Source organism: Streptomyces sp. GD-15H (assembly GCF_045291515.1).
In the GTDB taxonomy this organism is placed as follows: Bacteria; Actinomycetota; Actinomycetes; order Streptomycetales; family Streptomycetaceae; genus Streptomyces.
Window position 1 is genome coordinate 2,446,874 of sequence record NZ_CP149447.1, and the last position, 13,611, is coordinate 2,460,484.

At 69.7% G+C, this 13,611-nt stretch carries 10 protein-coding genes and 2 pseudogenes; 4 read left to right on the top strand and 8 right to left on the bottom strand.

Translation table 11 applies throughout. The features are described from left to right. The first annotated feature begins 70 nt into the window (after positions 1-70). Both WJ438_RS11485 and WJ438_RS11490 read left to right on the top strand, forming a co-directional pair. Positions 71-2,235: pseudogene (locus tag WJ438_RS11485) on the top strand (RecQ family ATP-dependent DNA helicase). Between the two features lie 225 nt (positions 2,236-2,460). Next, complete coding sequence (locus WJ438_RS11490; protein ID WP_406725151.1) at positions 2,461-3,066, top strand: hypothetical protein; 606 nt, start codon at positions 2,461-2,463, stop codon at positions 3,064-3,066. A 64-nt stretch (positions 3,067-3,130) separates the two neighbouring features. Here WJ438_RS11490 and WJ438_RS11495 read toward each other — a convergent pair whose 3' ends face one another. The 6 genes and pseudogenes from WJ438_RS11495 to WJ438_RS11520 form a co-directional block, all read right to left on the bottom strand. Then, the gene (locus WJ438_RS11495) at positions 3,131-3,760 is read right to left on the bottom strand and encodes a hypothetical protein (RefSeq protein WP_406725152.1); all 630 of its coding nucleotides are present in this window, start codon (positions 3,758-3,760) and stop codon (positions 3,131-3,133) included. A 68-nt stretch (positions 3,761-3,828) separates the two neighbouring features. Continuing rightward, the gene (locus WJ438_RS11500) at positions 3,829-4,530 is read right to left on the bottom strand and encodes a ribonuclease HII (protein ID WP_406725153.1); all 702 of its coding nucleotides are present in this window, start codon (positions 4,528-4,530) and stop codon (positions 3,829-3,831) included. Positions 4,531-4,611: 81 nt separating this feature from the next. Beyond that, complete coding sequence (locus WJ438_RS11505; protein ID WP_406725154.1) at positions 4,612-5,055, bottom strand: TetR-like C-terminal domain-containing protein; 444 nt, start codon at positions 5,053-5,055, stop codon at positions 4,612-4,614. 104 nt (positions 5,056-5,159) lie between these two features. After that, positions 5,160-6,066: pseudogene (locus WJ438_RS11510) on the bottom strand (ADP-ribosylglycohydrolase family protein). Next, positions 6,056-6,739, bottom strand: coding sequence for a histidine phosphatase family protein (locus tag WJ438_RS11515; RefSeq protein ID WP_406725155.1), 684 nt, complete (start codon positions 6,737-6,739; stop codon positions 6,056-6,058). The pseudogene WJ438_RS11510 and the gene WJ438_RS11515 overlap by 11 nt, the downstream one beginning before the upstream one ends. Before the next feature lie 174 nt (positions 6,740-6,913). Further along, on the bottom strand, positions 6,914-7,519 hold the full coding sequence (locus WJ438_RS11520; protein ID WP_406725156.1) for a YdbC family protein: 606 nt from the start codon (positions 7,517-7,519) through the stop codon (positions 6,914-6,916). 159 nt (positions 7,520-7,678) lie between these two features. On the opposite strand from WJ438_RS11520, the gene WJ438_RS11525 reads away from it, so the two are divergent. After that, positions 7,679-8,212, top strand: coding sequence for a TerD family protein (locus WJ438_RS11525; RefSeq protein WP_406725157.1), 534 nt, complete (start codon positions 7,679-7,681; stop codon positions 8,210-8,212). Positions 8,213-8,377: 165 nt separating this feature from the next. Here the strand turns inward: WJ438_RS11525 and WJ438_RS11530 are convergent, their stop codons facing one another. Next, positions 8,378-11,269 (bottom strand): vitamin B12-dependent ribonucleotide reductase, encoded by a 2,892-nt coding sequence (locus WJ438_RS11530; protein ID WP_406725158.1) that lies wholly within the window; start codon positions 11,267-11,269, stop codon positions 8,378-8,380. Between the two features lie 159 nt (positions 11,270-11,428). After that, positions 11,429-11,986 (bottom strand): transcriptional regulator NrdR, encoded by a 558-nt coding sequence (gene nrdR / locus WJ438_RS11535; RefSeq protein WP_406725159.1) that lies wholly within the window; start codon positions 11,984-11,986, stop codon positions 11,429-11,431. 680 nt (positions 11,987-12,666) lie between these two features. Here nrdR and lexA point away from each other — a divergent pair. Further along, the gene (gene lexA, locus WJ438_RS11540; RefSeq protein ID WP_406725160.1) at positions 12,667-13,446 is read left to right on the top strand and encodes a transcriptional repressor LexA; all 780 of its coding nucleotides are present in this window, start codon (positions 12,667-12,669) and stop codon (positions 13,444-13,446) included. Positions 13,447-13,611: the final 165 nt, after the last annotated feature.

Consider the following 13,611-nt stretch of genomic DNA (forward strand, 5'->3'; position numbering starts at 1 on the left):
CACAAGGGCCGACCTCTCACCGTCCCGCAGCACCGCCCTGCTGTCCTTGCCGTCCTGTTATATGGGGCTCATGGAGCACACGAACAACGCGGATCTCCGGACGGCGGCGGACGCCGTCCTCGTCCGGCTCGTCGGGGACACCTCGGGGGATGCCCGGCTGCGCGAGGACCAGTGGCGGGCGATCGAGGCACTGGTCGCCGACAAGCGCCGGGCCCTGGTCGTCCAGCGCACGGGCTGGGGCAAGTCCGCGGTCTACTTCGTGGCCACATCGCTGCTGCGGGCCCGGGGCAGCGGCCCCACAGTGATCGTCTCCCCCTCCTGGCGCTGATGCGCAACCAGGTCGAGGCCGCGGCCAGAGCCGGTATCCACGCCCGCACCATCAACTCCTCCAACAGCGAGGAATGGGACACCATCCAGACCGAGATCGCCGCGGGCGACGTCGATGTCCTGCTGGTGAGTCCGGAGCGGTTGAACAACCCGGACTTCCGTGATCAGGTGCTGCCCAAACTCTCCGCCGCGACCGGGCTCCTCGTGGTGGACGAGGCCCACTGCATCTCCGACTGGGGCCACGACTTCCGCCCCGACTACCGTCGACTGCGCACCATGCTCACCGACCTCCCGCCCGACGTTCCCGTACTGGCCACCACCGCCACCGCCAACGCCCGGGTGACCGCCGACGTCGCGGAGCAACTCGGCACGGGGGGCACCTCGGACGCCCTGGTGCTGCGGGGCCCGCTGGACCGGGAGAGCCTGAGTCTGAGTGTGCTGCGCCTGCCGGACGCCGCGCACCGGATGGCCTGGCTCGCCGATCACCTCGATGAGCTGCCGGGCTCCGGAATCGTCTACACCCTCACCGTGGCAGCCGCCGAGGAGGTCACCGCCTTCCTGCGGCAGCGAGGTCACACCGTCGCCTCGTACACCGGCAAGACGGAGAACGCGGAACGGCAGCAGGCCGAGGAGGACCTGCTCGCCAATAAGGTGAAGGCCCTGGTCGCCACCTCCGCCCTCGGTATGGGCTTCGACAAACCGGACCTGGGATTCGTGGTCCACCTCGGCTCGCCGTCCTCTCCCATCTCCTACTACCAGCAGGTCGGCCGCGCCGGCCGTGGTGTGCGCCACGCCGAGGTGCTGCTCCTCCCGGGCAAGGAGGACGAGGCGATCTGGACGTACTTCGCGTCCCTCGCCTTCCCCTCGGAGGATCTGGTGCGCCGCACACTCGACGTCCTCGCTCGCGCGGACCGGCCCCTCTCGTTGCCCGCCCTTGAACCCCTGGTCGAGCTGCGCCGCTCCCGGCTGGAAACCATGCTCAAGGTCCTCGACGTGGACGGGGCGGTGCGACGGGTCAAGGGGGGCTGGATCGCGACCGGGCAGCCATGGACGTACGACGCCGAGCGGTACGCGTGGGTGGCCCGCCAGCGGGGAGCCGAACAGCAGGCGATGCGCGAGTACGCGACGACCGCGGACTGCCGGATGGAGTTCCTGCAGCGCCAGTTGGACGACGAGGGCGCGAAACCCTGCGGCCGCTGCGACAACTGCGCGGGCGCGCGCTACACCCCCGAAGCCTCCCCCACCGCGCTCGAGGCGGCCCGCGTGGACCTCGGCCGGGCGGGGGTGGAGGTGGAACCGCGGCGCATGTGGCCCACCGGACTCCCGGCGATCGGCATGGACCTCAAGGGGCGCATCCCGGCCGGGGAACAGACCGCTCAGGGCCGGGCGCTGGGGCGCCTGTCGGACATCGGCTGGGGCAACCGGCTGCGTCCGATGTTCGCGCCCCAGGCCCCGGACGGGCCCGTGCCCGACGACGTGGCGAAGGCCGTGGTGGGTGTGCTGGCCGACTGGGCCAAGAGGCCCGGCGGCTGGGCGTCGGGAGCGCCGGACGCCCAGCCCCGGCCGGTCGGTGTGGTCACCGTCTCCTCCCGCACCCGCCCCGCCCTGATCCACTCGCTGGGAGCACACATCGCGAAGATCGGACGCCTGCCCTTGCTGGGTTCCGTGGAGTGCACGGACGAGGCCCGGCCGGCGTCCCGGAGCAACAGCGCGCAGCGCCTGAAGGCCCTCGACGGGGCGCTGGCCGTCCCCTCCTCTCTCGCCACGGCCCTCGCCGAGGCTCGGGGACCGGTGCTTCTGGTGGACGACTACACGGAGACGGGCTGGACCCTCACGGTCGCGGCACGCCTGCTCCGGCGGGCCGGCGCCGAGGGGGTACTGCCTCTGGTGCTGGCCGTACAGGGCTGACGCGCCCCGGGGACCGCACCCGGCACACCGGACAGGGATATAAGCCGCTGATCACCCGATAACGGTCTGCCCGCCTGATTGCTCGTTGCCGCATCCAGGTTCGACGGGAAGAATCGAGGTCCGCACCCGCACGGCTCGTCCGCCGATCAGGTTGGGCTCTGTTGCGTGCGCGCTCCCCCGAAATCCGCCCCCGCCCGCAGTCCGGGCGTAGCCGAAGGGAGGACCGTGACCTTCGGATTCGCTTCGTCCCCGGCCGCATCGCTGTCGACGCCCGCCACTCGTGTGCTCGAACCCGCCGAGTGGGCTGCCGCGGGAATCCCGCTGCTGCGCAACCCGCGTGAGGTCGTCAGCGGCCTGCACGCCCGGCATCGTCCCGGGCAGGCGACCGCGGTCGTCGCCGTGCTCGACCCGGACGAGCGGCTGCGGGCGAGCGCTTCGTTCACCCGCCACCCCGCCCCGGCGGACGGCTGGATGTTCCGTAACACGCTGCTGTCCCAGTTGCGCCGGATCATCCCGCACGACCTGCGGCGCCGTACTCCGACGCGTACCGCCGTGCTGCTCTACTGCCGCGTCGGCGACGCGCGTTGGACGGAGGAGGACGGCGCGTGGATGTGGGGGCTGCGGGACGCCTGCACGCTGCACGGGCTGCGTTGCGGGGCGTACATCACGCTGACCCGTGACGGCTGGCAGGTGCTCGGCGAGGAGCGCGGTGGGCGCCGGCCCAGCGCCGACTCGGAGCCGGAGCCGTTCGCCACGGCCGAGGCACCGCCGCGGGCACCACGCGCCGGCGGTGTCGCGTCCGAGGTCCTGCGCCGCGCGGCGGCACGCTGAGGACCGACGGTGCTCCCCGGAACCGAGACCTGGCGCCCGTACTGACGGGCGCCAGGGCGTCGGCTCAAACGCCCGCGCTCATCACCGAGTTGATCCGCTTCGGGTCGCCGCAGACGATCAGCAGGGCGGTGGCCTTGGCGTGGGCGGCGGACAGGGCCGACGCGGTCACCGACTCGGAACCGCCGTTGACGGCGACCACGACGACGGGCCGCGCCCCGGCACGCTCCGCGCCGGCGACGTCCGTGTGGAAGACGTCGTCACCGGCGTCGTGCAGAGCCCAGTAGGACGCTTCACCAAAGGACAGTTCGTGGGTGACCCACGGGTGCGGCTCGCCGGTGGTGATCACCAGCACGTCGCCCGGGGCACGGCCCGAGTCCAGCAGCAGGTCCACGGCTTCCTCGGCGGCGTCGAGCGCCCCCTGGACCGAGGCCGGAATGAGCTGGATCCGGGTGCCGTCCGCGACAGCGGCGGCCGGCTTCGGAGGGACGGGTTCGGCCGCCGCAGTGGCATCACGCGGCGTGCGTTGCGCCGGGGGCGCCGGCCGGACCGGGCCGGGACGACCAGGACGCGGCGGAGCCGCGGGGCGGGGACCGGGTACGGGGCGGGGGGTCGGCGCGGTACGGCCGCTGGCCGGAGTGGCGCGGGGACCCTGGGCACTCTCGTGAATCTGAGGCTCCTCGGGAATGAGAGGCATGAGCTGATTTTTATCAAACGTTGGTACGGCTCGCGCCGCCGGGTGGCACATGAGTGCGAACGGAACCGTCAGAAGTCGAAGCCGAGCTGACCCTCGATCTCCGGAGCGCTTCCGTCCGCCCAGCCGCGGACCTTCTTGAGATGCCGCCACTGGGGCAGCGCATCAAGATACGCCCACGACAACCGGTGGTAGGGGGTGGGCCCCCGGACCTCCAGCGCGGCCCTGTGCACGGGTGACGGATACCCGGCGTTGTCCGCAAAACCGAAGTCTGCATGGTCGGCGCCCAGTTCGGCCATCATTTTGTCGCGGTGCACCTTGGCGATCACCGAGGCCGCTGCGACCGCCACGCACGACTGATCGCCCTTGATCACGGTTCGGACCCGCCAGGGCGCCCCGAGATAGTCGTGCTTGCCGTCGAGTATCACCGCGTCGGGCCGGGCCGGCAGCGCCTCGAGCGCGCGTACCGCCGCCAGCCGCAGCGCGGCCGTCATCCCCAACTGGTCGATCTCCTCGTGGGACGCGTGGCCCAGGGCGTACGACGTCACCCAACTCCTCAGCGTCCGGTCGAGTTCGGCGCGCCGCTTGACGGTGAGGAGTTTGGAGTCGGTGAGACCTTCGGGGGGCCGACGCAGTCCGGTGATCGCCGCGCAGACGGTGACGGGGCCGGCCCAGGCGCCGCGCCCCACCTCGTCGACCCCTGCGACGATCTTCGCCCCGGTCGTGGCGCGGAGAGACCGTTCGACGGTGTGAGTTGGTGGTTCGTACGGCATGGCGCCCTTAGCGTACGCCGCCCGGAACGGCCCGCGACACCCAGGTTCCCCGAACGAGGTCACGGTCCACGGCGGCCCGGCTCAAGAGCCGCTCGGCGGCAGCGGCGGAACCATCGGCCGGTCGATCATTTCTTCCGCATCCATGTCCGGCCATTCACTTCCGCACATCTTTGACCGGTACATCATCATCGCCGGGATGACGTCGAGAACGCGGCTGTTCGCCGCGTCCGAACACACTTCCCCGCCCTCGATCCCGCGCTCGCTCGCCTCCCGGAGCATCGCGATGGTCGGCTCCACGACCCCTTCGAAGATCACGGCACGGAACCGCTCGGCCTGCGCGGAATCGCATTCGTGAATCACCGAGCGCAGGGCGATCCCCGACCGCGAGTACATCGCGTCACGCGCCGTCCGACACAGCGTCAGCAGGTCCTCGCACACACTCCCCCTGTCCGGCGCCGCGCCGAAGGCGGGCAACCCGGCCCGCGGGGCGTCCGCGTTCCACCACCTACGCATGTCAGACCTCATGTCCCACACTGCTGTCTCGACAACGAGCGGCCGGTCACGGAGAGTTCCTGGAAAACACAGGAAGTTCCGCCCCGCCCCGGGTCGTTCCGGCCCGGGGCGGACGGCTAAAGCGACACCGGCACCCAGCTCGGCAGCGCCTCGACCCGCTCGAGCCACCCGGAAGGCGGCACCCCGGCCTTCCCGGCCGCGACCACCCCGCCCACGATGGCGCACGTCGTATCCACGTCTCCGCCCGCCTGGGCCGTCGTCCAGAACGCCTGCTCGTAGTCGCCCAGGGCCCGGGCGGCCGACCACAGCGCGAAGGGCACGGTGTCATGGGCCGTCGTACGCCGTCCACAACCGAGTACGGCGGCGACGGTGGCCACATCACCGAAGTCGAGCATGTCCCGGGCCCGGCGCAGCCCCGCACCGACCGCGCTCCTCTTGGGGACCAGTGCGACGACCCCGTCGAGGAGGGCTTCCGGAGCGGGCTTCCCCGGGTGCGGCGGCGAGCGCGGCTGCCGCGGCGACGGCCATCGCGCCGACCACGGCCTCGCGATGCTGGTGGGTGGGGTAGGCCGAGATCTCGGCCTGGTGGACGGCCTGCTCCGGATCGTCCGCGTACCAGGCACCCAGCGGCGCGATGCGCATCGCCGCCCCGTTGCCCCAGGAACCCTGACCGTTGAAGAGCCCGGCGGCGAGCTCCCGCCAGTCGCCGCCCTCACGGACCAACCGCAGCAGCCGGCCGACCGCGGGCCCGTAGCCGCGGTCGAAGTCGTGATGCCCGGCGAAGGACTGCGCGAGGGCCTCCTGGTCGATCCGCTGGTGAGCGGCCAGGACGGCGACGACCGAGCAGGCCATCTCCGTGTCGTCCGTCCACTGCCAGCGGCCGGGGGGCAGCTCACGGCGCATGAGCAGCGGATAGTTCACCGGAACGAAGAACTGCGAGCCCAGCGCGTCCCCCACCGACAGTCCGCGCAGGCTGGCCAGGGCGCGGTCCAGGCGCCCGGTGGAGGAGGAGTCAGCGGTCATCGCCCTGCCACTCTATCCCGGTGATCCCATACGGTTCCGGCTCCCGCCACCGCTCGAAGGGCCGGTCGAGCGTGTACTTGCCGTCCTCGCCCAGAACGAGCATCCGCATCTCGGCGTTCCCCGGGTTCGACAGGGATTCGAACTCCGCCACGGTCCAGTGGAACCACCGCATGCAGAACAGCCGCATGGCCAGACCGTGGGTCACGATGAGAACGTTCGGCGGATGGTCGGGGGCCTCGAAACTGCGGAAGAGGCTCTCCAGGAAGCCGTCGACCCGGTCATAGACGTCGGCGCCGGACTCTCCCTGGGCGAAGCGGTAGAAGAAGTGGCCGTACGCGTCCCGGCGTTCCTTCTGCAGGCGTACGTCCTTCTGGTCCTGCCAGTTGCCCCAGTCCTGCTCGCGCAGTCTCGGCTCCTCACGCACGCGTATGAGCCCCGGGTCGAGGCCGAAGAGGGCCAGCGTCTGGTGCGTACGGCGGTAGGGGGACACGTACACGCTGACGCGCTCGCGGCCGAACAGGTCACGCAACCGCTTACCCGTCTCCTCCGCCTGCCGCCGGCCCCGCTCGGTCAGGGCCAGCGCGTGATCGGGTTCGCGCTCATAGAGGGAGTCGTCAACATTGCCCGTTGATTCACCGTGCCGGACAAGGACGATGCGCCGTGGTCGTGCCATGCCGAAACCCTAGAACGGGTGACGACCGACCGAGCACCCGTACGCGCCCCATACGGTGCAGGTCACACACTTCCCGAACCACGGACAGCGCCACGATCCGCGCCCCACGGGCCGTGCAAGCCACATGATCCGCATACATCACAGAAAGGAAGGCGCTCTCGGTGCGCACGGTCGTCAGACCGTCCAGACCGGCTCCAGGTCGACGACGTCCCCCGTGAGGGCCGCTATGTCGGCCTCCGTCTGCGCCCTCAGGGCGAGACGTTCCACGCGCTCGGTGCGGTACTTGCCGTGCTCGGCCGCCGACCACCACATCGACAGCACCAGGAACTCGTTGCCGGGTGCCTCACCGAACAGACCTCGGACCATGCCGGGCGAGCCTGCCATCGCCGGGTTCCAGACCTTCTCGTGCATCAGCACGAAGTGCTCCGTCCGCTCCTCGTGGACCCGGCACAGCGCCACTCTCAGCAGGTCCGCGTCCGTGAAGCGCGGTTCGAAGCCCGTCTTCACGTCGAAGCGATGGTCGAAGAGTCGGACCTGGGCGTCCTTGAAGGTGCCCACCTGAGCCGAGGCGAGCCGATCGTGGGAACGCGCCATGAACGAGTCGTAGAAGGCACGGCTCTCCCAGAAGGAGAAGATGTGCGCCACATCCTGCCGTGCCCGGCTCCATCCTCCGCCCTGTCCACGAAACCCCGGCTCCCCCAGAAGCCCCGCCCATTTTCGCTGTCCCCGTTCGAACCCGCGGCGGTCCACCACGGTGCAGCGAATCCACTTGACCAGCACCGCGCCATCGTAAGGCCGCGGAGCGTGGCGTCGGTCACCCTCGCCCGGACTGCTTCACCGCACTGACCCGGCCGGGCATGACAGGATGGACAACCTGCCGGAGTCGCACGGCAGTTGGGATGAAAGGGCAGGATGGTCGCACAGGGAAGGGGAAAATGGGTGAACGGCGTCAACAAGGGCATCGACAAGGTCGAGATCGCGCTGAAATGGGACCCGAGTCCCGCGGGACAACCGTCCACCGATCTTGATCTCGTCGCCGCGCCCTACCTGGCAAGCGATCCGCACGGCGATCCCTCCTATGTGGTGCACTTCGACAGCCGCTCCCCCGACGGCACCATCACGCTGAACCGGGACAGCCAGGACGGCTTGGGCTTCGGCTTCGACGAGGTCATGACGCTGGAGCTGAACCGGCTTGACGCGCGGTACGCGCGCGTGGTGGTCGGCGTCGTCATTCAGCAGCATCAGACGCGGCGGACCTTCTCCGGCGTGGCTCACCCCGGTCTGCGCATCCGCCAGGGGTACACCGTCCTGGCCGAGGACGACTTCGGCGGTGTCCTGGGGGCCACGGCGGCCACCGTCGCCGAGTTCACCCGGGACGACACCGGCGTATGGGACTTCCATCCCGGCGTCGAGGGCTTCCTGGACGACCCGGTGACGTTCACCCGCGCGATGGGGGCGGCCCGCCGGGCGTGACCCGGATCCTCAGCGGCCCGGTCACCCGGGACTCGGGAACCCTCGACAGGAGAGACAGAGGAGTGGGGCACCAGCCTGTTGGCTGGTGCCCCACTCCCACACCCTCCACCGCTCAGTCACCGGACGAACGCACCGGTACCAGCGGTGTCGGTGTCAGGCCCTGCCTCAGCTGCATCCGCTGGTCGAGCCGCAGCCCTCGCAGATGTAGCAGGAGCCGGCGCGCTGCATCTTCGTGCCGCAGGAGAAGCAGAGCGGAGCGTCGGCCTGGATGCCCAGCTGCATCTCGACCAGCTCGGCGCTGGTGTGAACCTCCCGCGGAGCGGGCTCGGCCGCCTCGACCTCGGCCTTCGGCGTGGAGACCGCCTTCAGCTCCTGAGCCCGCGGCGCGGACTGGGCCAGGCCCTCGACGTCGAGCTCCTCGTCGGTCGGCTCGTAGGAGCCGGTCTCGAGGTGGCGCTGACGCTCGTCGGCGGAGTGGATGCCGAGCGCGGAGCGCGTCTCGAAGGGCAGGAAGTCCAGCGCCAGGCGGCGGAAGATGTAGTCGACGATGGACTGCGCCATCCGCACGTCCGGGTCGTCCGTCATACCGGCCGGCTCGAAACGCATGTTGGTGAACTTCGAGACGTACGTCTCCAGCGGGACGCCGTACTGGAGGCCGACGGAGACCGCGATGGAGAAGGCGTCCATCATGCCCGCGAGGGTCGAGCCCTGCTTGGACATCTTCAGGAAGACCTCACCGAGACCGTCGTCCGGGTAGGAATTGGCCGTCATGTAGCCCTCGGCGCCACCGACGGTGAAGGAGGTGGTGATGCCGGGACGCCCCTTCGGGAGACGCTTGCGGACCGGGCGGTACTCGACCACCTTCTCGACCGCGGCACGGATCGTGTCCTCGGCCTTCTCGGTGACCTCCGCCTTCTCGTCCTTCTTCTTGGCGGAGAGGGGCTGCCCCACCTTGCAGTTGTCGCGGTAGATGGCGAGCGCCTTGACGCCCAGCTTCCAGGCCTCGAAGTAGATCTCCTCGACCTCTTCGACGGTCGCCGTCTCCGGCATGTTGACCGTCTTGGAGATCGCGCCGGAGATCCAGGGCTGGATCGCGGCCATCATGCGGACGTGGCCCATCGGGGAGATGGCCCGCTCGCCCATGGCGCAGTCGAACACCTCGTAGTGCTCGTGCTTGAGACCGGGGGCGTCGATCACATTGCCGTTGTCGGCGATGTGGGCGACGATCGCCTCGATCTGCTCCTCCTGGTAGCCCAGGCGGCGCAGGGCCTGCGGGACGGTGCCGTTGACGATCTGCATCGAACCGCCGCCGACGAGCTTCTTGAACTTGACCAGGGCGAGGTCGGGCTCGACACCGGTGGTGTCGCAGGACATCGCCAGCCCGATGGTGCCGGTCGGGGCGAGCACGGACGCCTGGGAGTTGCGGAAGCCGTTCTTGTCGCCGAGGCGCACCACGTCCTGCCAGGCCTCGGTGGCCGCGGCCCACACCGGGTTGTCCAGGTCGTCCATGCGCACGGCCGCGCCGTTGGCGTCAAAGTGCTGCTTCATGACGCGCTTGTGGGCGTCGGCGTTACGGGCGTACCCGTCGTACGGGCCGACCACCGCGGCCAGTTCCGCGGAACGCCGGTAGGCCGTGCCGGTCATCAGCGAGGTGATCGCACCCGCGAGAGCACGGCCGCCGTCCGAGTCGTAGGCGTGACCGGTGGCCATCAGCAGGGCGCCGAGGTTGGCGTAGCCGATGCCGAGCTGACGGAACGCGCGCGTGTTCTCGCCGATCTTCTGGGTCGGGAAGTCCGCGAAGCAGATCGAGATGTCCATCGCGGTGATGACCAGCTCGACGACCTTCTGGAAGCGCTCGGTCTCGAAGGACTGGGTGCCCTTGCCGTCGTCCTTGAGGAACTTCATCAGGTTCAGCGAGGCCAGGTTGCAGGACGTGTTGTCCAGGTGCATGTACTCGCTGCACGGGTTCGACGCGGTGATGCGGCCGGACTCGGGGCAGGTGTGCCAGTTGTTGATCGTGTCGTCGTACTGGATACCCGGGTCAGCGCAGGCCCAGGCGGCCTCGGCGATCTTGCGGAAGAGCGCCTTGGCGTCGACTTCCTCGATGACCTCACCGGTCATCCGGGCACGGAGACCGAACTGGCCGCCCTGCTGGACCGCGTTCATGAACTCGTCGTTCACGCGGACCGAGTTGTTGGCGTTCTGGTACTGGACGGAGGCGATGTCGTCGCCGCCCAGGTCCATGTCGTAACCCGCGTCGCGCAGGACGCGGATCTTCTCCTCTTCCTTGACCTTCGTCTCGATGAACCCCTCGATGTCGGGGTGGTCCACGTCGAGAACGACCATCTTGGCGGCCCGGCGGGTGGCACCACCGGACTTGATGGTGCCGGCGGACGCGTCGGCGCCGCGCATGAAGGAGACAGGACCCGAGGCGTTGCCGCCGGAGGACAGCAGCTCCTTGGAGGAGCGGATGCGGGAGAGGTTCAGGCCGGCGCCGGAGCCGCCCTTGAAGATCATGCCCTCTTCCTTGTACCAGTCGAGGATCGACTCCATGGAGTCGTCGACGGACAGGATGAAGCAGGCGGAGACCTGCTGGGGCTGCTTGGTGCCGACGTTGAACCAGACAGGGCTGTTGAAGCTGAAGATCTGGTGCAGAAGGGCGTGGGCCAGCTCGTGCTCGAAGATCTCGGCGTCGGCGGGCGACGCGAAGTACTTGTGGTCCTCGCCCGCCTTCCGGTACGTCTTCGCGATGCGGTCGATCAGCTGCTTGAGGCTGGTCTCGCGCTGCGGGGTGCCCACGGCACCGCGGAAGTACTTGCTGGTGACGATGTTGACCGCGTTCACCGACCAGAATTCGGGGAACTCGACGCCGCGCTGCTCGAAGTTGACCGAGCCGTCGCGCCAGTTGGTCATCACGACGTCACGGCGCTCCCACGCCACCTCGTCGTAAGGGTGGACTCCAGGAGTGGTATGGATGCGCTCGACACGCAGTCCCTTGCCGGCCTTGGTGCTCTTGGCCCGGGAACTCCGTGTCGGACCGCTCGCCGTCTCTGTCATGCCGCCTCCCTGTACGGGCAAAACGCCCTGAAGTGCCCCGATGTTTCCGGGGCACGGTATTTGTCCAACGCTGCGGGCACCCACTGGCTCACCCGCAACAGATCTTCTCGTCGCCGCTGTCCGGCCGCGCCCGGCCGTCGGCCAGGCAGGGACCGCCGGTCAGTCGACGGTCGGAGCGGGTTCCGGGACCTGGGCAGTCCCTCCGGACCCGCTGCCGTCTCCCTGGCTCCCCACGACAGCCCCTTCGCGGTCTCCGTCGTCCGCGGCGGAGTGCTCCACTTGCCTGAGTTCCGCGACCGCGGCCTCGAAGTCCTCCAGCGACTCGAACGCCCGATAGACGGACGCGAACCGCAGATAGGCGACGAGGTCGAGCTCCTGCAGCGGGCCGAGTATGGCCAGCCCCACGTCATGGGTGGTCAGCTCGGCGCTCCCGGTGGCCCGCACCGCCTCTTCGACGCGCTGGCCGAGCTGCGCGAGCGCGTCCTCGGTGACAGGACGCCCCTGGCATGCCTTGCGCACACCGTTGATGACCTTGATGCGGCTGAACGGCTCGGTGACTCCGGACCGCTTGACCACCATGAGCGAGCACGTCTCCACGGTCGTGAAACGACGGGAGCAGTCAGGGCACTGGCGGCGCCTGCGGATCGACGTGCCGTCGTCGGTCGTACGACTGTCGACGACACGGCTGTCAGGGTGCCTGCAGAAGGGGCAGTGCATGAGATCCCAACCCTTCCTCACAGCAGACTCCATGGCCTCACGAGGTTTGTTCGGCCCCACGAAGCTGCTCCAGCATAAGCGATCTCCGAGGGCCTCAAGACCCGGGGACCACAACTTCTGGGTAGCTAGTGCAATCCAACCACTAGATGTGGGGATTGGCCCATACATACACCCCAGCACGCGTGTCACTCGAATCCGGACAGTCGACGCCCGGCCGAGCCCTCTCGCGATGCGCCCGCACGGCCTCATGGTGCGCCCGCCCGGGCACCTCCCCGCGCGGCCCGCGGGGCCTTCGGCGGGACACCGGGCGGGGCGCCCCCCTGCCGCCGAGGCCGGCAGCCGCGTGCCGGACCGGCCGGACGCGCGCGTGCCGCGCAGCACATGGGGAGATGTCGTGCACGCGGGAAGGAGAGCGGGTGCGGCTCCCGGAGAGAGCCGGGCCACTCCCCGTCCCGCGGGACACCCAGTGGCAGACTGGGCCAACGACCGGGAGGCCGTCGCCTCAGCGGCGAAGAGTACAACAAGGGGCGCGTTTGTCCGACAGGAAGCGCCGCCGCCGATACACCTCAGCACGCGATCGCATAACGTAATTCGCGATTTTTCACTCGAACGTGTGTTTGGCGCAACCTTTCGAAAGCTACTACCGTTGTCCTGCAGGGAGACCATCGAGAGGGGCCGACGTGACCACCACCGCAGACAGCGCCAGCATCGCTGCTCAGGACCGCTCCCAGGGCCGGCTCGAGCCGGTGCACGCGAGGAGCGAAGCCACGCATCCTGAGGGACCCAAGCGCTCCTTGCCTGGCCGACCTCCTGGCATCCGGGCGGACAGCTCCGGACTCACCGACCGCCAGCGCCGGGTGATCGAAGTCATCAGGGATTCGGTGCAGCGCCGCGGCTACCCGCCGTCGATGCGCGAGATCGGCCAGGCGGTCGGCCTCTCCAGCACGTCATCCGTGGCGCACCAGCTGATGGCTCTGGAGCGCAAGGGGTTCCTGCGTCGCGACCCGCACCGCCCCCGCGCCTACGAGGTGCGCGGTTCCGACCAGGCCGCCTCCGTGCAGCCCACGGACACCGCGGGCAAGCCGGCCGCGTCGTACGTTCCCCTGGTGGGCCGTATCGCCGCCGGTGGCCCCATCCTCGCCGAGGAGTCGGTCGAGGACGTCTTCCCCCTCCCCCGGCAGCTCGTCGGTGACGGCGAGCTGTTCGTTCTGAAAGTGGTCGGCGATTCCATGATCGAGGCCGCGATCTGTGACGGCGACTGGGTCACGGTCCGACGCCAGCCCGTCGCCGAGAACGGCGACATCGTGGCGGCGATGCTCGACGGCGAAGCCACCGTCAAGCGCTTCAAGCGCGAGGACGGCCACGTCTGGCTCCTCCCGCACAACGCGACCTACGAGCCGATCCCGGGCGACGACGCGACCATTTTGGGCAAGGTGGTGGCCGTTCTGCGCCGCGTCTGAGTTCGGTGCGGGGCCGGCCGGTGCGGCCCCACCCTCCGACCGGGCCCCGGGACCCCTGCGCCGGTTCCGGGGCCCTGTGCTGTCCGGCTCTTCGGCTTTCCGGCTCGATGACGGCGCATGGTGGCTCGGGGTGGCCGTCGCAATCCGTGACAAGCCGCCCCGCTG

Excerpts from the sequence above, each read along its gene's own strand:
- WJ438_RS11530 (WP_406725158.1), bottom strand. The coding sequence starts at position 11,269 with ATGACAGAGACGGCGAGCGGTCCGACACGGAGTTCCCGGGCCAAGAGC.
- WJ438_RS11515 (WP_406725155.1), bottom strand. The coding sequence starts at position 6,739 with ATGGCACGACCACGGCGCATCGTCCTTGTCCGGCACGGTGAATCAACG.
- WJ438_RS11505 (WP_406725154.1), bottom strand. The coding sequence starts at position 5,055 with ATGAGGTCTGACATGCGTAGGTGGTGGAACGCGGACGCCCCGCGGGCC.
- nrdR (WP_406725159.1), bottom strand. The coding sequence starts at position 11,986 with ATGCACTGCCCCTTCTGCAGGCACCCTGACAGCCGTGTCGTCGACAGT.
- WJ438_RS11495 (WP_406725152.1), bottom strand. The coding sequence starts at position 3,760 with ATGCCTCTCATTCCCGAGGAGCCTCAGATTCACGAGAGTGCCCAGGGT.
- WJ438_RS11500 (WP_406725153.1), bottom strand. The coding sequence starts at position 4,530 with ATGCCGTACGAACCACCAACTCACACCGTCGAACGGTCTCTCCGCGCC.